Below are 20,545 nucleotides of genomic sequence, written 5' to 3'. Positions count from 1 at the left end.
CGAGGGGATCAGCTCGCCGTCATCCAGGCGGCGAGCTCTCCCGGTGCAGGTGCCACACCTGTACGAGCAGTCACGCGATCGCGCACCGCGCACACCGTCGCGGGCTGGTCGAGCAACGCGTCAGCACGTGATGCCAAGCCCAGCCCGATCCACGCGTCGAGATCACGTGGATCGGCCTGGATTCTCCGCGCGTACGCGGTGGCCGCGTGGCCGCGTTCCCCTCGTGCGAACATCGCGTCCGAGGACTCCAGCGACACCGCGCGTTCGAATCGGTCCGGCGCCAGCGCACGCATCTCCAGCAATGCGCTCCGCGGCCGGGCAACGGCCGTGTCACCAAGAACGACCTGACTGCGAGCCCGGCCCGGACACGATGCTCCCCGCATCCAGGCGTCCGCCAGCTTCTCGACATCGGCAGGCTCTGGGCGCAGATGGTGCAGTCGCCACGCGGCACGGTGTTCGGCGAGCAGATCAGCGACGGTCTCGGCGAGCTCGTCCTCGACCGACGTCGTTTCGCACATCGACAACCTCACCGACGCGGCGGCGACGAACTCGCGTCCCAGATCAGTGAGTCTTGTGCTGCCGCGCAACGAGTCGACGGCCGCACGAACCTGGCTGCGGCGAAGCGCGAAAGTGAAATGAGCACGCCGGGACTCGGCCGGTGGGACCAGGTCGCGCTGCACGTGCCAGAACTCGACCACGGCGGTGAACGCGTAGATGCCGTGCAGCAGGCCGATCAACCCGCGCGGGTCGTCGCGCCACGGGGCGTAGACCCATCCGGTCTCTTCGGTGGTCAGGTCGACCAGATCTACCAGGGCGTTGAGCTTCGAGTGCTGAACCTCGTGCACCAGCGCCTCAGCGAGTTGAGTCGCCGTTGCCTTGGCGGACATGGCAATCGCACCGAACGCGTTCGACGACGACGCGGCGAACACCGACGTGCCTGCCGCAAGTGGGATCAACGTGCGCAGCCCTGCCGCCAGTTCCTCCGCACATCTTGGGTGCCACCGCGTCAGCAGGTTCCAGGCCTCGTCGAGCAGTTTGGCCCACTCCTCACGCTCGACCGGGTCGAGCGAGGCAGGTGCGATCGGAGCCGTGAACTCGCGGTACGGATCGAGGTCTTCGACAGTGAGGGCCAACGTCTGCCCGCCTGCCGAGACCTTGCGGTCCTCGGCTCGCCGGAAGGTGGCGGCTCGCCCCAGGGCAACTTCGCCGTCGGTGATGCTCAGCTCCACCTGCCCGACCGGGAACCCCGTGGACGGCAACTGCCATTGTCCGACGGTCGGGAGAGTCACGGCACCGCGCACTACGGGCACGCAGATCGTGCACTTCAGTCCGCTTCGGACAGCGGCAGCGGCGGCGATCGTGTGTAAGACTCCCGTTTCCCTCCTCGAGGGCGCAGATTTGGCGACATCGTGCAAAGCCCTTGCCAAACGGACGCCCACGGTCGGAGACATCACGACGTCTTCCACTACAACGGGCGCGATGTGTTCGGCGTCAGCCAGCAGATTCCACGCGTGTTCGACATCTCGGTGCATCCCGGCAACGGCCTCGAGCAACGACTTCAGCATCAACCGCCGAATGCTGTACTGGCCTTTTCGCAGTGCAGCCATGCTTTCGGCGTCGATGTAGCCGGCACAGATCTGGTCGAACGCCGATGTCGGCAGCCGGAGTGCACCCAAGGGGTTCCAGCCGCCGCTCAAACTCGTTGTTCCTGGATGGCGTCACCCGGCGTACTATGCCGGGCGTTCGACAACAACAGGGCAATCGCGTCGTTCAGCTCTGGTCCGCGGAAATCACGGAGTGCGGAGAGCGGAATCCCCGTGAGATCCATCTGATGGGTCAAGAGATCCTGTCGCGAATCCATCGTTGGCCCTCCCTTGCCCCGACAGCATTTCCATGATGCCCGCCGGGAGACGGTATGGGGAGCGCCCAGCGCGGGGATTCCTCTCGTCCGAACGGATTGAAGACCACCGAGCGTCACTGGAGCGGGGCGGTGGCGGTGGCCAGGACGCGGCGGCGAAGGTCGAAAGCCTCTAGCACGCGTCGTGCTTCCGCCTGCATCGACTGCATCGCCGGGTCGTCGCCGGCGTCCACGGCGAGCGACTGCTGCCAGAAGGCCTTCTCGATCACGCGCCACTCCGGTTTCGAGGTGACCTCGACGTCTGCGAACCCGGCTGCCGGGAGCTGCTGGGCCAGGTCCACCTGCCGCATGCTGAGAGGCAGGCGCTCGTCCGCCGCGTCGAGGGCCTCCCAGGTCGTGATCACCAGGCGGCCGCCGGGGCGCAGGACGCGACGGCACTCGGCGAGGGCGTCGAGTTTCGGTTTGGCGAACTGGAAGGCGTCGATGATCATCAGTGCGTCGGCGGAGGCGGCCGGAAGTCCGATGTCGGTCAGGCCGCCCACCTGGAACTCGGCTTCGATGGCCAGCTCGGTGGCGCGGTGCCGGGCCTGGTCGATCGCCACGGCCGAGAAGTCCACGCCGATCAGCCTGCAGCCGGTGCGGCGGACGATCTCCAGGCCGTAGCCGCCGCGGCCGCATGCCAGATCGAGCAGGACCTGGCCCTCGCGCAGGTTCAGGGCCGCCACGACCTCGTCCAGGCCGGTACCGGTCAGCAGGCTCGTGGACTGCAGGTCCGGGGGAAGGCCTAGCATCCGGCTCACCAGCTCGTCGGCCACGGGTGACTCGACGCGGTCGGCGTACCAGCGGTCGAAGTCCTCTGCACTCGTCACCCTTGGACCCTAATTCGGTTGATCTCGTCAACGCGGTACCGGTCCACTGTGGCGCGTGAAGATCCGCTCCACCACCGCCCAGGACCTCGGCGCCTTCGTCGACACCGTGCACACCGCTTTCGGGCGGTTCCCGGAGACGCCGGACGAGAACGGTGGAGGGCTCTGGTGGTCGGCTGTCGAGATCGACCGCGGCCTGCTCGCGATCGCAGATGACAAGATCGTCGGAACGGCCACCGCGCACTCGTTCGAGCTGACGCTGCCGGGTGACGTCCTCGCTCCCGCCGCCGGGATCACCGCCGTGGGTGTCCTGCCGACGCACCGGCGTCGGGGCGTGCTCACCGCGATGATGCGCTTCCAGCTCGCTGAACTGCGCGAACGGGGTGACTTCCTCGCCGTGCTGCTGGCGACCGAGGGTGGCATCTACGGCAGGTACGGCTACGGGCCCGCCACCTACACGCGGCGGCTGACGGTCCAGCGCGCCCAAAGTGCGTTCAGGTCGGGGCACGTGGACGCCGGGTCGATCGAGGTGCTGAAGCGGTCCGAGTGCGGCGAGATCCTGGAAGAGGTCTACGACCGCTACCGGCGCAGCCAGCCCGGCGCGTTGTCCAGGCCGCACCGCTGGTGGGAACTGGGGGCGGGCATGCCTCCGGTCGCCGCTGCGCCGCGCTACGTGGCCGTCCACCGGGATGCGGACGGCATCGCGGACGGATACGCCAGTTACACGCTCGACGACGGCAGCCTGGTGATCGACGAGACCGTCACCAGCGACGACGCGGTGTTCACGGCGCTGGCCCGGTTCGCGCTCGACCACGACCTGGTCACCGAGGTCGCGTTCAAGCACTTCCCCACCGGCCACCCGCTGCGCTGGCAGCTCGCCGACATCAACGCCGGGGTGCAGAGCAGCGAGATCGACTGGCTGTGGGTGCGGCTGCTGGACGTCCCCAGGGCGCTGACCGCCCGCGGCTACCGCGGCAACGGCGAGCTGGTGCTGGAGGTCCGCGACCCGTTCCTGAACGAGCGCGGACGCCACCTGCTGACCGTCCGGGACGGCGAGGCCGAGTGCGTCGAGACCGAACGCGAGCCGGACCTGTCGCTCGACGTGCGCGACCTCGGCTCGGTCTACCTCGGCGGCACGGCGCCGAGCACGCTGATCAGGGCAGGACACGTCCAGGCGCACACCCCCGGAGCAGCGGCGACGGCCGACGCGCTGTTCGGCTCAGCACACCCACCGCACTGCCTGCACTGGTTCTGATCGACATCTGGACCAAAGTATGACGGCGCGTTAGGCCCAGGTATGACGACGTGCGAGCGGCCACGTCGTTATTGTCCGTTCCGGTGGGGACCAGCGGTAACGGTCCCCCTTTCCGCCGAAGGGACAGCCACCTCATGAGGGACGTCATGCAGTCTGCGTCAGATGTCCGGTCTCGCGTGACCGGATGGATGGGGCGGCGCTTTCTCGCGCACCTGAGCAAGACCGGGTTCGACCTCGGGTCGTCGTGGTTCGTGCCCTCGCGTGTGCTGGCACCGCTGCGGCGCAACGGGTTGAACCCCGTGCCCGAGCTGGCGCGGATGCAGGCCCACGGGCCGGTCACGCGGTTGCCGCTGCCGGTGACGGTGTGGCTGGTGACCGGCTACGAGGCGTCCAAGCAGGTGCTGGTGGACAGCGAGTCCTTCAGCAACGACTTCGGCCACTTCCGGGAGATGGGCCTGTTCGCGGACGAGGCACCGGGCGGCCTCGGGTTCAGCGACCCGCCCGAGCACACGCGGCTGCGCAAGGTGCTGACGCCCGAGTTCACCATGCGGCGGCTCTCCCGGCTGGTGCCGCGGATCGAGGCCATCGTCGCCGACCAGCTCGACCTGATGTCCATGACGGATGGTCCGGTCGACCTGGTCGAGAAGTTCGCCATGCCGGTGCCGGCGCTCACGATCTGCGAGCTGCTGGGCGTGCCCGCGAGCGAGCGCGAGGAGTTCCAGCGCCGCAGCGTCGCCCGTTTCGACCTCGGTGGTGCCGCAACGGCGTCCTTGTCCGCGGTGTCGGAGTCGGTCGTCTACTTCCGGGAGCTGGTGCGTGCCCAGCGCAAGGCTCCCAACGACGGGCTGCTCGGCGAGCTGATCCGCAAGCACGGTGACGAGCTGGACGACGACGAGTTGGCCGGCCTCGCCGACGGGTTGCTGACCGGCGGGTTCGAGACGACGGCGAGCATGATCTCGCTCGGCACCCTGGCCATGCTGCGCGACCCCGACCTGTTCGCCAGCGTCCGCGACGACGACGAAGCGATCGGCGGAGTGGTCGACGAACTGCTGCGCCACCAGACCGTCGTGCAGGTGGCTTTCCTCCGCATCGCTCGCAAGGACATCGACATCGCCGGGACGAAGGTGAAGGCGGGCGACATCGTGGCGTGCTCGCTGTCGCAGGCGAACCGCGACCCGAGCGTCTACTCCTCGCCCGACGACATCTGCCCGTCCCGTGCGGCGGGGCAGCACCTCGCGTTCGGCTACGGCGCACACCGGTGCATCGGCGCCGAACTGGCCAAGATGGAGCTGCGGATCGCCTACCCTGCGCTGGTCCGCCGGTTCCCCGAGATGCTGCTGGCGGCCGATCCCGCCGCGCTGTCGTTCCGCAAGCTGTCCATCGTCTACGGGCTGCACTCGCTGCCCGTCCACCTCGGCAGCCACGCCAGTCCACTCCAGGCGGGACTCTGACACGGGGCTCACTCGCGAAGTCCGATGGTGTCGATCGGCTTGGCGCGCAACGACAACCTCGTGGACACGCCGATCGACACGAGTCCCAGCAGTGCCGCGCCCGCGAGCACGGCCGGGTAGACCCAGGCCGGGCCGCTCGGGAGCGGAACGCCGGTGAACCCGATCGCCAGCAGGGTCAGCGGTAGCGCGGCCACCGCGGTGCCCAGGACGGCGGCGAGACCGACGGTCAGCAGTGCTTCGGTTCGCATCATCCGGACGACCTGACGTCGTCCGGTGCCGACCAGGCGCAGGAGAGCGAACTCCCTGCGGCGTGCGGCCGTGGACATCACCAGCGTGTTGGACACCGAGATCGCCACGTAGCCGAGGATCACGCCGACCGCCACGAGGTTGAGCAGGAACTGGGTCCGTTCGTCGCCCCGGTCCTGCGCTGCCACGTTCGCGGTGACGGCCAGACCCGGATAGCGGCTGGTCAGGTCATTCAGCGCGGTCGCGTTTCCGTTCACCAGCACGGCGCTGTCCATCCCGGCGCGGGTGTGGGCGCGGGCGTCCGCGGCGTTCAGCACGTGGTCACCGAACGCCAGCTCGTGCTGGTAGATCGCGACGACCTTCAGGCGGGCGGGCTGACCGTCGGCGAACCAGAACTCCACGGTGTCGCCGACCTTCTTGCTCTCCCAGAAGGCGTGCGTCTTGCCCAACGCGACCGTGCCCGGCGTCAGATCCTTGAGACTGCCTTGGGTGATGCCGAGATCGACGGTGCCGGCGGCGTCCGGGTCGAGCCCGTTGGCCGGGCCGCTGTTCATCTCGGTGCTGTCGCCTTGCTTGCGGGCGGTGATGACCTGCGTGCGCACCAACGAAGTTGCCGTCACGCCGGGGATTTCCCTGGCGGCCGCGACGACTTCCGCGGGCACTCCCGCCACGCCGCTGATGACGTGATCGGCGGTGATCGACCGGGTGGTCTCCTGTTGCACGGCTGCGGTGAAGGTCGTTTGGCTGTAGAAGTTCACGACGGCGAATCCGATGGCCAGCATCAACGGCGTGACGGCGGCGGCCAGCCTGCGCGAGTTCTTGGTGACGTTGGCAGACGCCAGGTATCCGCTCACTCCCGAGAACCTGCTCAGCGCCGGTGCGATCATCCTGACCGCCTTGCCGACGACTCGCGGTCCTACCAGCGTGAGGCCGATGATCAGCACCAGCGTCGCCATGACCGACATCGCCGCGCCGATCTGGCCGGGGACGAACAACGGGACGGTGGTCGCGACCGTGCCGATCGCCAGCAGGACCCAGCCGATCACGAGGCGGACCCGGCCGAGCTCGGTGCGTTGGATCGCGGCCTCCCCCAGCGCTTCGACCGGGTTGATCGAGGACGGACGCCTGGACGAGCTCCAGGCGGCCAGCCGTGCCGCTCCCAGGCCGATCAGGAAGGCCGCGACCAGCGGGATCGGGCTGATCGAGAGGTCGAAGTCGGCTGGGACGACACCGATGTTCGCGAACGCATTGCGCAGGCCCTGGCTCACCGCGATGCCCAGCAGGCTGCCTGCCACACCTGCCACCGCCGAGACGACCAGCGTTTGGATGCCGATCAGCTTGCGGATCTGGCGTGGTGTGGCGCCCACGGCTCGCAGGAGAGCGAACTCACGGCGGCGTTGTTCGACGGTCAAGGCCAGGGTGCTGGCCACGACGAAGATCGCGACCAGCACCGCGTAGCCGCCGAACGAGCCCGCGATGATCGCGAGGATCGCCTTCGTCTGGCTGACGTCGTCGAACTCCGCGGCGCTGCGGTCGGCGCCGGTCGACACCGTGACGTGGTCGGCGGCGAGGACGTCCTCGAGCCGGTCGCCGACGTCGCCGACGACTCCGATCGCACTGACCTGGTCCGGGTGACCGGCGAGCTCGGTGGCCTTAGCAGCGCTGAAGAACAGCGCGGACTGCCGGCTTCCCCGTCCTTCGGCGACACCGCTGACGCGGTACGACACCGGAACCGACCGGGTCATGATCCGGACTTCCGCGCCGGGCACCACTCCCGCCGCGGACGCCAGCCCCGAGTCCAGCACCACCTCGTTGCCCGCCGCCGGAGCACGCCCCTCCTTCAGCGTGAACGGCGCCAGCACCGCCGAGTCCCAGTTGTGGCCCAGCGATGGCTTGTCCGCCAGTACCTTCTCGTCCGGACCGACCAACACGGCCGGAAACGTCAACTCCGGTACCGCGGCCTTCACCCCCGGCACCGCGGCGATCTTGGCGACCAGCGCCGCGGGAATGGCCGGCTGTTCGGCGGCGTGCTCGAACTCGAGCGCGTCACCACCCGGCGGGCGCACCGTCCGATCGCCGGTGACGACCACGTCAGCGGCGGCGTAGCGCTGGGTCGGCACGCCGCCGCGAAACCCGGACTCCATCAGGATCCCGCAGGCCGTGACCAGCGCCGTGCCGCACAGGATCGCGATGAACGCACCCACGAACCCGCTGGTGCGGGCCTTGACCGTCTGCCAGGCAAGAGTCAGCACGGCTCACCACTCCCCAAGATGCGTCATGCGCTCGGCGACCTTCTCCGGCGTCGGCCCGTGCAGTTCCCCCGCCAGCCGCCCGTCCGCCAGGAACAGCACGCTGTGGGCGGCGGACGCGGCAACCGGGTCGTGCGTGACCATCAGCACCGTCTGCCCCATCTCGTCCACAATGGACCGAAGCAGCGCCAGCACCTGTTGTGCGGTCCGAGAGTCCAAAGCGCCGGTCGGTTCGTCGGCCAGCACGACCTCGGGCCGGGCGACCAGCGCACGCGCGATCGCCACCCGCTGCTGCTGCCCGCCGGAAAGCTCGGCCGGATGCCGGTCGAGCTGATCCGCCAACCCGACCCTGGCCACGACCTCGCCCAGCCACGCGGCGTCGGCGCGGCGGCCCGCGAGGCGCAGCGGCAACGTGATGTTCTGCTGCACGGTCAGCGACGGCAGCAGGTTGTAGGCCTGGAAGACGAACCCGATCCGGTCACGCCGCACCTCCGTCAACCGGGCCTCCTTCAGCGAGCCGAGGTCGGTGTCGCCGAGCAGCACGCGGCCGGACGTCGGCCGGTCCATGCCCGACGCGCAGTGCAGGAAGGTGCTCTTGCCCGAGCCCGACGGTCCCATCACGGCGGTGAAGGTGCCTCGCCCGATGCCGACGGTGACCTCGTGCAGCGCCGTGACGGCGCCACCACCCGAGCCGTACACCTTCCGCACCGCCTGCAACGACAGCGCGTCTGTCCTCATCACGTCTTCTCCAAGGTCGGCGACAACTTCCGACCCAGAACCTAGGAAAGGACGCCCACCGGGAACGATCACGCAGGCTGCCCAGCAGGCGGTAGAGCCTGCTCTACCGCCGAACGCATTCGTCGAGACGAACAGATCCGGGTGGTCAGATTCGTCGGGCACGACGAGGTGGCCACGGGGGCGCCGAACCTAGCGTTGGCCGCGACCGGAGTCACGTCGACGTGGGTGAGGCGCGGATGTCCAAGCTGAGCGAGATCAACGACTGGCTGCAGGAGAACCTCCCCGGGCTGGCCTCCCAGTACGAGGTGCCGGGCGCCGCGGTGGCCGTCACCGCGGGCGACGAGGTCGTCGAGGCGGCGACGGGTGTGCTCAACAAGAACACCGGTGTCGAGACGACGACCGACTCGGTGTTCCAGATCGGGTCGATCACCAAGGTGTGGACGACGACGCTCGCCATGCAGCTCGTCGACGAGGGCTTGCTGGACGTCGACGCGCCGGTGCGGGACTACCTGCCCGAGTTCCGCGTCGCCGACGAGGAGGCCGCGAAGCGGATCACCGTGCGGCAGCTCATGTGCCACACGTCCGGCTTCGAGGGCGACCTGTTCACCGACACCGGCCGCGGGGACGACTGCGTCGAGAAGTACGTCGCCACGCTGCACGACACCCCGCAGCTCTTCGCGCCCGGCGAGATGTTCAGCTACAACAACGCGGGCTACAGCGTGCTCGGCCGGGTCGTCGAAAAGCTCCGCGGCAAGTCCTACGACGAGTGCCTGCGCGACCACCTGTTCGTGCCGCTCGGGCTCACGCACGCCGCGACCTGTGCCGACGAGGCGATCATGTTCCGCGCGGCGGCCGGCCACCTCACGCCCGACGAGGAAGCCGGGCCGCAGGTGGCACCGGTCTGGGCGCTCGTGCGGTCCAACATCCCGGCCGGGTCGATGCTCGCCATGAGCGCCCGCGACCTGCTGACGTTCGCGCGGATGCACATGAGCAAGAAGACCGGGGTGCTGTCGCCGGCCGCCATCGAGGCGATGCAGCGGGTTCAGGCGCGGGTGCCGGACCTGGCGCTGATGGGCGACTCCTGGGGACTGGGCTGGGAGCTGTTCCACTATCCACGAGCGACGGTCATCGGCCACGACGGCGGCACCATCGGGCAGAACGCCTTCCTGCGCCTGGTTCCCGAGCACGGGGTCGCGGTCGCGTTGCTGACCAACGGCGGCAAGACCGTCGACCTGTACGAGGAGATCTTCCGGCACGTCCTGCGCGAGCTGGCCGGCGTCGAGCTGCCGGCCATGCCACGACCGGCCGCGGAACCGAAACCGTTGGACGGCAAGCGGTTCACCGGCGTTTACGTGTCGTCGGTCGGCGAGCGGATCGTGACGCAGGACGAGGACGGCCGCATCTGGATGGAGGTCATCCCCAAGGGGATCATGGCCGAGCTCAGCCCGGAGTCCGCCGGCAGGACCGAGCTGGTGCCGTGGCGCGACGACACACTCGTTGCGGCGGAACCGGTTCACGGCATCCACATGCCGCACGCGTTCGTCGGCGACGACGGCCAGGGCCGCGCGCTCTTCCTGCACACCGGACGCGCGGACCGGCGGGTCGCCCGGTGAACGTCTTCGCCGAGGCAGGTGCCGAAGGGTTCGTCCACGCCCGCGAGATCGGGACGGACAACGAGTTCTCCTACCACGCCGACGACCCGGTCGTGCTCGCGTCGGTGTTCAAGATCCCGGTCGCCGTCGCGTACGCAGCCGAAGTCGCCGCGGGACGGCTCGACGAGACCGAGCGGACCAAGGTCACCTCGCACTACCGCATCGGCGGGATCGGCACGGCGGGCTGCGCCGACGACGTCGAGATGAGCTGGCGCGACCTCGCGTTGTTCATGATGACCACGAGCGACAACGCCGCGACGGACGTGATCTTCCACCGGATCGGCCAGGAAGCGGTCGACAAGGTGCTCGCGGACCTCGGCCTGCACCGCACCCGGATCCTGGGCTGCTGCGAGGACCTCTTCGCATCGATGTCCGTGGACCTCGCCCTGACTCCGCTGGAAGCCGAGGAAGCGCTCGGCAACCCGACGTGGGACCTGATCGAGAAGATGGCCATTGTGGACCCCGAGCGCACGACTTCCTCCACACCGAGGGAGATCACCGCGCTGCTGGACGCCATCTGGACCGACCGCGCCGCCACACCCGAGGCGTGCGAACAGGTCCGCAGGATCATGGCCCAGCAGATCTGGCCGCACCGGCTCAGCTCGGGCTTCGACGCGGACGTCCAGGTCGCCGCCAAGACCGGCACGCTGCCCAGCGTCCGCAACGAGGCCGGCGTCGTCACCTATCCGGACGGCCGCAGCTACGCCGTCGCCGTGTTCACCCGCTCGAAGTCCCTCGACCTGCGGCAACCCGCCGTCGACGCGGTCATCGGCCGCGCAGGACGTCTCGCCGTCGACCACCTCCGGAGCACCTCATGAAGCGCACAGCGTTGGCCGTGGCAGCTGTCGTCGCGGTGTCCGGCTGCGGGGCGTCCGGCGGCACCGGGTCCGGCGCACTCGCGGACGGCAAGACGTTCACCATGTCGGTCGGTGCCGACCCCGGCACCCTCGACCCCGCGCTCACGGTGCTGACCGCGGCCCGCGCGGTCGGCCGGTTCCTGTACGGACGCCTGATCGACCAAACTCCGAACGGTGACGTGGTCGCGGGTCTGGCGGAGAAGTGGGAGGCCGACACCACGAAGGCCACCTTCACCCTGCGCCAAGGCATCACGTGTGCCGACGGCGCACCGCTCACCGCCAAGGACGTCGCCGCGAACATCACCTACATCGGCGATCCGGGCAACAAGTCCCCGCTGGTCGGGTTGATGGTCATGCCGGGCACCACGGCGACGGCGGACGAGGCGACCCGCACGATCACCGTCACGAGCGGCGCGCCGGACGCGTTCCTGCTGACCAACGTCGGTTCGCTGCCGATCGTCTGCGCCAAGGGCCTGAGCGACCGCTCGCTGCTGGCCAAGGGCGAGCAGGGCTCCGGCATGTTCACGATCTCCGAGATCGTGCCGAACGACCACTACACCCTGGTGCGGCGCAAGGACTTCGCGTGGGGACCCGGCGACTGGCAGACGTCCCAGCAGGGCCTGCCGGACAAGGTCGTCGTCAAGGTGATCCCGAACGAGACGACCGCGGTGAACCTGGTGCTGTCCGGGCAGATCACCGCCGCGACCATCGCGGGCCCCGACCAGGAACGGCTGCTCGGGCAGAAGGTCGAGCACGTCGACTTCGCGGCACCGTTGGGGCTGTTCGGTTTCAACCAGGCCGACGGGCTTCCCATGCAGGACCCGGCGGTGCGCCGCGCACTCGTGCAGGCACTCGACCTCACGCAGGTCGGCAAGGTGCTGACGAGCGGCAAGGGCAGGCCGTCGAAGAGCCTGGTGACGATCGAACCGAGGCCCTGCACCGGGGACAACGTCGGCCCGAACCTCCCGCCGCACGACAGGGCCGCCGCGGAGAACGCTCTCACCGCCACGGGCTGGGTGAGCTCCGGCGGCACCAGGACCAAGGACGGGAAACCGTTGTCGGTCAGACTGCTCCAGCCGACCGTCCTCGGTCCCACGTTCACCGCGACCGCGGAGCTGATCCAGCAGACGTGGCAGGCCATCGGGGTGCAGGTGAGCATCCAGCCCGTCGACGCGGCCGGGCTCAACCAGGCGCTGTTCGACACGGGCGCGTGGGACGTGTCGATGGCGCCGGTCACGCTCGCGCTGCCCAGTCAGCTGGTCCCGTTCGCGGCGGGCCCGATGCCGCCGCAGGGCGTGAACTTCGGCCACGTCCGCAACGCCGAGTTCGAGGAGCAGTCGAGGCAGGCCGCGACGATGCCCGGCTCGGCCGGCTGCGAGCACTGGAACAAGGCGGAGGCCGCGCTGGTCAAGGCCGTGGACCTGGTGCCGTACTTCGACTCCGTGGTGCCGACGTTCGTCAAGGGCGCGAAGTTCACCGTCAGCGACGGCATCGACCCGACGTCGATCCGGATGCTGGCGTCATGACGCAGGTCGTCGAGCGCCGGGTGACGGGCGGCTCCTGGCTGCCCTTCGCCCGGCGGCGGGCGGTGCGGTTCCTGACCTCGCTGTGGGTGCTGGTGACCGCCGCGTTCCTGATGATCCACCTGATCCCCGGCGACCCGGCGCGCGAGGCATTGGGCATGACGGCCTCGCCCGACGTCGTCAACGCGCGACGGGAAGCGTTGGGGCTCAACGACTCCCTGCTCACGCAGTACTGGCACTACCTCGGCGACCTGTTCTCCGGTGACCTCGGCACCTCGCTGGTCTCCGGCACACCCGTGGCGGACCTGATCGGGGACCGGCTGCCGGCGACCCTGCAGCTCGCGGTGACGGCGTTCCTGGTCGTGGTCGTCGTGGCGGTACCGGTGGGCGTGGTCATGGCGGTGCTCACCAGGGGCGGCCGCCGTCGTGGTGCCGAGCTCGGGTTCACCTCCACCAGCGTGGTGCTGGCGGCGATTCCGGAGTTCCTGCTCGCCGTCGGGCTGGTCAGCCTGTTCGGGGTGGCGCTGGGCTGGCTGCCGGTGGCCGGACGTGACGCCGCGGGGTCTTCCGTGCTGCCGGTGCTGGCGCTCGCGATCGGACCGGCCGCGGTGCTGGCCCGGATCGTCCGGGTCGAGCTGCTTTCGGTGCTGGGCAACGACTTCGTCCGCACCGCGCGGGCGAAGCGCCTGCCCGCACGGTTGGTCTACGTGCGGCACGCGTTGCCCAACGCGCTGACCGCCACGCTCACCCTCGGCGCGATGATGCTCGCCGGCATGGTCGCCGGAACCGTGCTGGTGGAGAACGTGTTCGCCTGGCCGGGATTGGGTTCGACGATCGTCGGGTCGATCCAGCAGAAGGACTACCCGGCGGTGCAGGGAATCGTGCTGGTGTACGGCACGGGCGTGCTGCTGGTGAACCTGGGCGTCGACATGGTGCTCGCGTTGCTCGATCCCCGCTCGACGATCCGGGAGGCCTGATGCGTGCTCTGCGCACTCCAGTCGGCCTGGCCGCGGGTCTCCTGCTGGTGCTCCTGGCTCTGCTCGCCGTCTTCGCCCCGCTGCTGTGGGGTTCACGAGCCGACGCGATCGACACCGACGCGCTCCAGCAAGGTGCGTCCGCCCAGCACCTGCTCGGCACGGACGCGTTGGGCCGCGACATCTTCTACCGCGTGCTGGTCGCGACCCGGCTCACGCTCGGACTCGCCCTGGTGGCCACCTTCGTCGGTGTCACCGCCGGCCTGGTGCTGGGGTCGCTGCCCTCGGTGCTGCCACGCTGGGCCGGACGGCTCGTCACCTCGGCGGTGAACATCGCGGTGGCGTTTCCCGGGCTGCTGCTGGCGTTGTTCTTCGCGGTGATCTTCGGGACCGGGACCGTCGGCGCGGTGCTGGCCATCGCGTTCGCGATCACGCCGTCGTTCGCCCGGCTCACCCAGACCCTGACCGCGTCGGTCAGCGGCCGTGACTTCATCGCGGCGGCGCGGGTGTGCGGGGTGGGACGGTTCCGGTTGCTGGTCCGGCACGTTCTGCCGAACATCGCCGAACCGCTGGTGATCAACGCGACGCTGGCCGCGGGATCGGCGCTGACCGCCTTCGCCGGGCTGTCGTTCCTCGGGATCGGGGTGCAGGCGCCCTCCTACGACTGGGGGCGGCTGCTCGGCGAGGGGCTCAACCGGATCTACGTCTCCCCCGCCCCTGCCCTGGGTCCGGCGGTGGCGGTGGTCCTGGCGGGGCTGGCTTTCAACCTGTTCGGTGAGGCCGCGGCTTCGGCCGCGAGTCACCGGCAGGTCGTGCGGCAACGATCCAAGCCGCTTCACGAGTCCACTGTGGAGGAACGCGACGGCGAAGGCGTGCTGACCGTGCGGAACCTGCGGGTGTCCTTCCCCGGAGCAGCCGGGTGGATCACGCCGGTGCGCGGGGTGTCGTTCACGGTCGGGCAGGGCGAGATGATCGGCGTGGTCGGCGAGTCCGGTTCGGGCAAGAGCTTGACCGCGCTGGCCGTGTCACGGCTGGTGGAGGATCCGGGAGTGGTCACGGCCGACCGGCTGGAGTTCGCCGGGAAACCGGTGACCGAGACGTCGCCGCGGGAGCTGGGCACGTCGCTGGCGATGGTGTTCCAGGACCCGATGACGACGTTCAACCCGACACGCAGGATCGGCCGGCAGCTCGCCGAGGTGTCCGAAGTGCACCACGGGATGTCGCGCAAGGCGGCGTTCGAACGGGTCGTCGACCGGTTGCGGGCCGTGCGGATCCCGTCGGCCGCCAAGCGGGCGAGGCAGTACCCGCACGAGTTCTCCGGCGGGATGCGGCAGCGCGCGATGATCGCGATGGGGTTGATGGGCGAGCCGCGGCTCGTGATCGCCGACGAGCCGACCACAGCGCTCGACGTCACCGTGCAGCGGGAGGTGCTGCGGTTGCTCGCGCGGGTCAGGGAGGAACGGTCGGCGGCGGTGTTGCTGATCAGCCACGACATCACCGTGGTCGCGCAGACCTGCGACCGGGTGCTGGTGATGTACGCGGGACGGATCGTCGAGGAGCTGCCGACCGCGGAGCTGTTCACGTCGGCGCGGCACCCGTACACGACGGCGCTGCTCGCCGCAGTGCCCGACCTGGAGACCGATCGGGACGCGCCGCTGGCGGTGATCCCGGGCAGGCCGCCTGAGCCCGCGGAGATCGGGGCAGGGTGCCCCTTCGCACCCCGGTGCCCGGTGGCCGACGAGAGGTGCCGGAACGAGGAGCCCGAACTGACCGAGGTGGAAGACGGGCATCGGGTGGCCTGCTGGCGGCTCGTGGAGGGACTACCCGGCCTGGACGACGCGATGCCTGATGAGAAGTGCCGCGACGGCGAGCTGCGGGCCGGGAGGGTCTCATGAGTGAGCTGCGGTTCGAGCGGGTCAGCCTTCAGTACGGCTCCCTGCGCGCCGTCGACGCGGTCGACCTGACCGTGCCGGCGGGCCAGGTCGTCGGGCTGGTCGGCGAGTCCGGGTCGGGCAAGTCCAGCCTCGCCGCCGCGGCCGTCGGGCTCGTCCCGCCCACCGCTGGCCGCATCCTGCTCGACGGCACCGACGTCCAGCGGCTGCGCCGGCGTGACCGAGGGCTGCAGATGGTCTTCCAGGACCCGTACTCGTCCCTCGACCCGCGCATGAGCATCGGCGGGTCGATCGCCGAAGCCATGCCGCGAGGCGTCGACAAGCGCGCGGAAGTCGCCCGGCTGCTCGAACTCGTCAACCTCGACCCCGGCCGCGCCGCCTCACTTCCCGCCCGGCTGTCGGGCGGTCAACGGCAGCGGGTCGCCCTCGCCAGGGCACTCGCCGGGCAACCGAAGGTGCTCATCGCCGACGAGATCACGTCCGCGCTGGACGTGTCGGTGCAGGGCGCGGTGCTGAACCTCGTGCGGGACCTGCAACGGCGGCTGGGCCTGTCGATGCTGTTCATCTCGCACAACCTCGCCGTCGTCCGGTACGTGAGCGACCGCATCGCGGTGATGCGCGCGGGCACGATCGTGGAAGAGGGACCGGCCGGGCAGGTGCTCGCCGATCCGCAACACGGCTACACGCGCGAGCTGCTCGCGGCCGCGCCGTCGCGGCACACCAGCCTGTGGGAGGACGCTTCGTGATCATCGCGGACACGCACAACGACCTGCTGGACGCGATCGTCCACCGGCCCGTCGAACGGTGGGTGCCGCACTTCCGCGACCAATGGCTGCCGCAGCTGCACGCGGGCGGGGTGGACCTGCAGGTGCTCCCGGTGTTCATCGACGACGTGTTCCGGCCGGAAGGCGCGCTGAGGCAGACGCTGCGGATGGTCGAGGCCGCCCACCGCATCGCCGAGAGCAACCCGGACACCGTCGCACTCTGTTTCGACAGCGACGACATCGACGCCGCACTCGAGTCGAACCGCATCGCACTGGTGCTCGCGCTGGAGAGCGCGCCGGGCGTCGGTGAGGACGTCGAGCTGCTGGAAACGCTGTACCGGCTGGGAGTCCGGATCGCGTCGCTGGCGCACTTCGGCCGCACGGCGCTGGCCGACGGCAGCGGTGAGGACGCCACCGGCAGCAGGCTCACGAGGGCCGGCGTCGCCGCGTTCGCCGAGATGGAACGCCTCGGCATGATCTTCGACGTCAGCCACCTCAGCGCGGCCGGCGTCGAGCACGTGCTGGAGATGGCCACACGTCCTGTGATGGCAACACATTCGTCGGCACGGGCGTTGCGCGATCACCACCGAAACCTGACCGACGGCCAGCTCAAAGGCATCGCGGACAACGGCGGCGTCGTGTGCGTGAACTTCTTCGCGCCGTTCCTGCACGAGTCCGACTTCCGCGTCGAGCGGCTGATCGACCACATCGAGCACATCGCGGGCGTCATGGGCGTCCGGCACGTCGGTCTCGGCCCGGACTTCGTCAAGGAGGTCCTCGGGGACGTCACGCCGCCGTGCTGCGAGGCCCAGTTCATCGAGGGCGTGCCCACCGACCGGTACCTGCCGGGGCTGGAGGGCCCGTCCGGGCTGCCGCTGGTCGCCGACGCGCTTCGAGAACGCGGCTGGCCCGACGACGACATCGCCCTGGTAATGGGCCAGAACGTGCTCGACCTGTTCCGTTCCGAGCTCAAGAGGGGATCCGCATCGTGACCGCCATCGAGGACCTGTACGGCTACGCGTTGCCCGAACAGCCCGCGATCTCGCCGGACGGCACCGAGATCGTCTACGTCCTGCGCACCACCGACCGCGAGGCCGACCGCGACGACCGTGCGCTGTGGCGGGTGGCCGACGGCAAGGCGAAGCAGCTCACCAGAGGCAGGTCCGACCAGTCCCCCGTGTGGTCACCGGACGGGAGCCGCATCGCGTTCCTGCGCGCCCAGGACGGTCCGCCGCAGGTCTGGCTGCTGCCCGCCGACGGGGGCGAGCCGGAGCAGGTGACGACGCTGCCGCTCGGCGCGGGCCAGCCGGTCTGGAGCGCGGACGGCACGCGGCTCGCGTTCTCCGCACCGGTCGACACCGCGGACGCCAAGGCACCGATCTCCACGTCCAGGCTCGACTACAAGTCCGACGGGTCCGGCTATCTGCGCAGCGTTCGCGCTCACCTGCACGTGCTGGACCTGGAAAGCCGTGAGGTCAGGCAGATCACCGACGGCGACTGGTTCGCCAGCACGCCCGCGTGGTCACCCGACGGCACGCAGCTCGCGTTCACGGGAGCGCGCGACAAGGACGCCGACCTGACCTTCCGCGTACCGGTGCACATCGTCGAAGTGGCCGGACACGCGAAGCCGAAGCTCGTCGGGTTGGCCACGGGCCAAGCGGCAACCGTCGAGTGGACTGAAGAAGGCCTGCTCGTCACCGGACGGACCACCGCCGACACCGGACACTTCCACGTGCTGCTGCTGTCGCTCGACGGCGAGGTGCGCACCCTGTCGAAGGCGTTGGACCGAAACGTCATGCCCGGAATGGCCGGCTATCCGGGCGGCCTACCGACTCTGGTGGACGGCAAGGTCCTGTTCTGCGCACGTGACCGGGGCTGTACTCAGCTCTACGCCGCGGACCTCGAAGGCGGAGAGCCTCGGCTGGTCCTCGGTGGAGATTCTCGCGTCGTAGCCGGGCTTTCCGTCGCCGGTGGAGTCGCAGCCGTCATCCTCTCCACCCCCACCTCGTACGGCGAAGTCGCCACGGTCGACGTGGCAACCGGCGAGGTGACCGTCCACACCGAACACAACAAGGCCGAGCTCTTCGTGCGTGAAGAGCGCGAGTTCACCATCTCCGACGGCACGGTCGTGCAGGGCTGGCTGGTCCGCGACCCGGCCCGCACCGGCCCGCAACCACTCCTGCTGGACATCCACGGCGGCCCGCACAACGCGTGGAACGGCACCGCCGACCCCGTGCACCTCTACCACCAGGTCCTGGCACAGCAAGGCTGGACGATCCTGATCCTCAACCCGCGCGGCAGCGACGGTTACGGCGAAGACTTCTACACCGCCGCGGTCGGCGCGTGGGGCAAGGCGGACGCCCAGGACTTCCTGGAGCCGCTCGATCAGCTCGTCGCCGAGAAGATCGCCGACCCGGACAAGCTCGCCGTCACCGGCTACAGCTACGGCGGCTACATGACCTGCTACCTGACCAGCCGCGACACCAGGTTCGCCGCGGCCGTCGCCGGTGGTGTCGTCAGCGACCTGAGCAGCATGGCCGGCACGTCCGACGGCGGGCACTACCTGACCGAGCTCGAACTGGGCGGCCCTGGCGACCACATCGCGGAGCTGTCGCCCTTGACGCTCGTCGACCAGGTCCGCACGCCGACGTTGATCTACCAGGGCGCGGGCGATGACAGGTGCCCGGTCGGCCAGGCCGAGCAGTGGTTCACCGCGCTGCGCCAGAACGACGTGCCGAGCAGGCTGGTGCTCTACCCCGACGAGTCACACCTTTTCATCCTCAGCGGCAAGCCGTCGCACCGCGAGGACTTCAACCGCCGCGTCGTGGACTGGGTGCGCGAACACGCCGAGAACCGCCGTCCGCTCGACGCGAAGCACTGGCAGCGCAGGCTTTCCGCGCTCGCCAAGAAGCACGGCGTCCCAGGTGCGGCACTGGGCATCCTGCGCGACGACGAGATCATCCAGGCCCACCACGGAGTCCTGAGCACGACGACCGGCGTCGAGGTCGACGACGACACGGTGTTCCAGATCGGTTCGATCAGCAAGGTGTGGACGACGACGGTCGTGATGCAGCTCGTCGACGAGGGACTGCTCGACCTCGACGCGCCGATCGCCGACGTGCTGCCGGAGCTGAGGCTCGCGGATCCCGTGGTGGCGCAGAAGGTGACGATGCGGCACCTGCTCACGCACACCAGCGGTATCGACGGCGACATCTTCACCGACACCGGCCGCGGCGACGAGTGCCTGGAGCGCTACGTCGACCAGCTCGTCGAGGCACGGCAGAACCACCCGCTGGGCGCCACCTTCTCCTACTGCAACTCGGGTTTCACGCTCGCGGGCAGGGTGATCGAGAAGCTCACCGGCCAGACGTGGGACACCGCGATGCGCGACCGGCTCTACTCGCCGCTCGGGCTGACCCACACCGGCACGTTGCCGGAGGAGGCGCTGATGTTCCGCGCCGCCGTCGGCCACGTCGCCAAGGACGACGAGCAGGTGCCGGCACCGGTGTGGGCGCTGGCCCGGTCCGCGGGCCCGGCGGGGACGATCTTCGCGACAACCGCCGACGTGCTGGCGTTCGCGCGGATGCACCTCGACGGCGGCCTGGCGCAGGACGGCACGCGGGTGCTGTCGGAGGCGTCCACCGCGCAGATGACCGAGAAGCAGACCGACGTGCCCGACCCGAACGCGCTGGGCGACTCGTGGGGCCTGGGCTGGATCCGGTTCGGCTGGGACGGGCACCGGCTGATCGGCCACGACGGCAACACCATCGGGCAGTCCGCGTTCCTGCGCGTGCTTCCGGAGCAACGCCTCGCGGTCACGTTGCTCACCAACGGCGGCCACGCTCGCGAGCTGTACCTGGAGCTCTACCGGGAGATCTTCGCCGAGCTCGCCGGGATCGAGATGCCCCGGCCGCTGGAGCCCGCCGCCGAACCTCCCGCCGTCGACCCCGCGCGGTACGTCGGCCGGTACGAGCGGGCCTCCTCGCAGATGGACATCACCGAGGGTGAGGACGGGCTGCGACTCAAGATGACGGCCACCGGCCCGTTGAAGGACCTGGTCCCCGAGATGCCGGAGGTCTCTCTGGTGCCGATCGACGACTCGCTGTTCGTGTGCCGGATGTCGGAGAACGAGAGCTGGATGTCGCTGGTGTTCTACACGTTGCCCACCGGGGAGCCGTACGTGCACCTGGGTGTCCGCGCCACGCCGAAGGTGTCCTGAA

At 69.7% G+C, this 20,545-nt stretch carries 14 protein-coding genes; 10 read left to right on the top strand and 4 right to left on the bottom strand.

What is annotated here, in order from left to right; genetic code table 11:
* Positions 1 to 8 precede the first annotated feature (8 nt).
* Together ABZ345_RS02155 and ABZ345_RS02150 are read right to left on the bottom strand one after the other, a co-directional pair.
* Positions 9 to 1,289: an HEXXH motif-containing putative peptide modification protein gene (locus ABZ345_RS02155; protein WP_359842007.1), complete on the bottom strand. Its 1,281-nt coding sequence runs from the start codon at positions 1,287 to 1,289 to the stop codon at positions 9 to 11.
* A 685-nt stretch (positions 1,290 to 1,974) separates the two neighbouring features.
* Positions 1,975 to 2,727, bottom strand: a complete 753-nt coding sequence (locus ABZ345_RS02150; protein WP_359842005.1) for a class I SAM-dependent methyltransferase — start codon at positions 2,725 to 2,727, stop codon at positions 1,975 to 1,977.
* A gap of 55 nt (positions 2,728 to 2,782) precedes the next feature.
* Here ABZ345_RS02150 and ABZ345_RS02145 point away from each other — a divergent pair, with 55 nt between their 5' ends.
* Together ABZ345_RS02145 and ABZ345_RS02140 are read left to right on the top strand one after the other, a co-directional pair.
* Entirely contained in the window at positions 2,783 to 3,979 is a 1,197-nt protein-coding gene (locus ABZ345_RS02145; protein ID WP_359842003.1) for a GNAT family N-acetyltransferase, read from the top strand.
* A 176-nt stretch (positions 3,980 to 4,155) separates the two neighbouring features.
* A complete protein-coding gene (locus ABZ345_RS02140; protein ID WP_359842002.1) occupies positions 4,156 to 5,430 on the top strand; it encodes a cytochrome P450 in 1,275 nt (424 codons plus the stop codon).
* 8 nt (positions 5,431 to 5,438) lie between these two features.
* Here ABZ345_RS02140 and ABZ345_RS02135 read toward each other — a convergent pair whose 3' ends face one another.
* A complete protein-coding gene (locus ABZ345_RS02135) occupies positions 5,439 to 7,928 on the bottom strand; it encodes an FtsX-like permease family protein (RefSeq protein WP_359842000.1) in 2,490 nt (829 codons plus the stop codon).
* 3 nt (positions 7,929 to 7,931) lie between these two features.
* A complete protein-coding gene (locus ABZ345_RS02130; protein ID WP_359841998.1) occupies positions 7,932 to 8,663 on the bottom strand; it encodes an ABC transporter ATP-binding protein in 732 nt (243 codons plus the stop codon).
* Between the two features lie 236 nt (positions 8,664 to 8,899).
* Here ABZ345_RS02130 and ABZ345_RS02125 point away from each other — a divergent pair, with 236 nt between their 5' ends.
* The 8 genes from ABZ345_RS02125 to ABZ345_RS02090 are packed head-to-tail and all read left to right on the top strand — an operon-like array spanning position 8,900 to position 20,544.
* Entirely contained in the window at positions 8,900 to 10,276 is a 1,377-nt protein-coding gene (locus ABZ345_RS02125) for a serine hydrolase domain-containing protein (protein ID WP_359841996.1), read from the top strand.
* Entirely contained in the window at positions 10,273 to 11,133 is an 861-nt protein-coding gene (locus ABZ345_RS02120) for a serine hydrolase (protein WP_359841994.1), read from the top strand. The genes ABZ345_RS02125 and ABZ345_RS02120 overlap by 4 nt, the downstream gene beginning before the upstream one ends.
* Complete coding sequence (locus ABZ345_RS02115) at positions 11,130 to 12,698, top strand: ABC transporter substrate-binding protein (protein ID WP_359841992.1); 1,569 nt, start codon at positions 11,130 to 11,132, stop codon at positions 12,696 to 12,698. Before ABZ345_RS02120 ends, ABZ345_RS02115 begins: the two co-directional genes overlap by 4 nt.
* Positions 12,695 to 13,672 carry an ABC transporter permease gene (locus ABZ345_RS02110; protein WP_359841990.1) on the top strand — a complete coding sequence of 326 codons (978 nt, stop codon included), beginning with the start codon at positions 12,695 to 12,697 and terminating at the stop codon, positions 13,670 to 13,672. Before ABZ345_RS02115 ends, ABZ345_RS02110 begins: the two co-directional genes overlap by 4 nt.
* The gene (locus tag ABZ345_RS02105) at positions 13,672 to 15,564 is read left to right on the top strand and encodes a dipeptide/oligopeptide/nickel ABC transporter permease/ATP-binding protein (protein ID WP_359841988.1); all 1,893 of its coding nucleotides are present in this window, start codon (positions 13,672 to 13,674) and stop codon (positions 15,562 to 15,564) included. Before ABZ345_RS02110 ends, ABZ345_RS02105 begins: the two co-directional genes overlap by 1 nt.
* Positions 15,561 to 16,307 carry an ATP-binding cassette domain-containing protein gene (locus ABZ345_RS02100; RefSeq protein WP_359841986.1) on the top strand — a complete coding sequence of 249 codons (747 nt, stop codon included), beginning with the start codon at positions 15,561 to 15,563 and terminating at the stop codon, positions 16,305 to 16,307. Before ABZ345_RS02105 ends, ABZ345_RS02100 begins: the two co-directional genes overlap by 4 nt.
* Positions 16,304 to 17,317 carry a membrane dipeptidase gene (locus ABZ345_RS02095; protein WP_359841984.1) on the top strand — a complete coding sequence of 338 codons (1,014 nt, stop codon included), beginning with the start codon at positions 16,304 to 16,306 and terminating at the stop codon, positions 17,315 to 17,317. Before ABZ345_RS02100 ends, ABZ345_RS02095 begins: the two co-directional genes overlap by 4 nt.
* Positions 17,314 to 20,544, top strand: coding sequence for a serine hydrolase (locus ABZ345_RS02090; protein ID WP_359841982.1), 3,231 nt, complete (start codon positions 17,314 to 17,316; stop codon positions 20,542 to 20,544). The genes ABZ345_RS02095 and ABZ345_RS02090 overlap by 4 nt, the downstream gene beginning before the upstream one ends.
* Position 20,545: the final 1 nt, after the last annotated feature.

This window comes from Lentzea sp. NPDC005914 (genome assembly GCF_040629405.1).
Taxonomy (GTDB): domain Bacteria; phylum Actinomycetota; class Actinomycetes; order Mycobacteriales; family Pseudonocardiaceae; genus Lentzea.
This window is presented reverse-complemented; position numbering and strand designations above follow the sequence as displayed.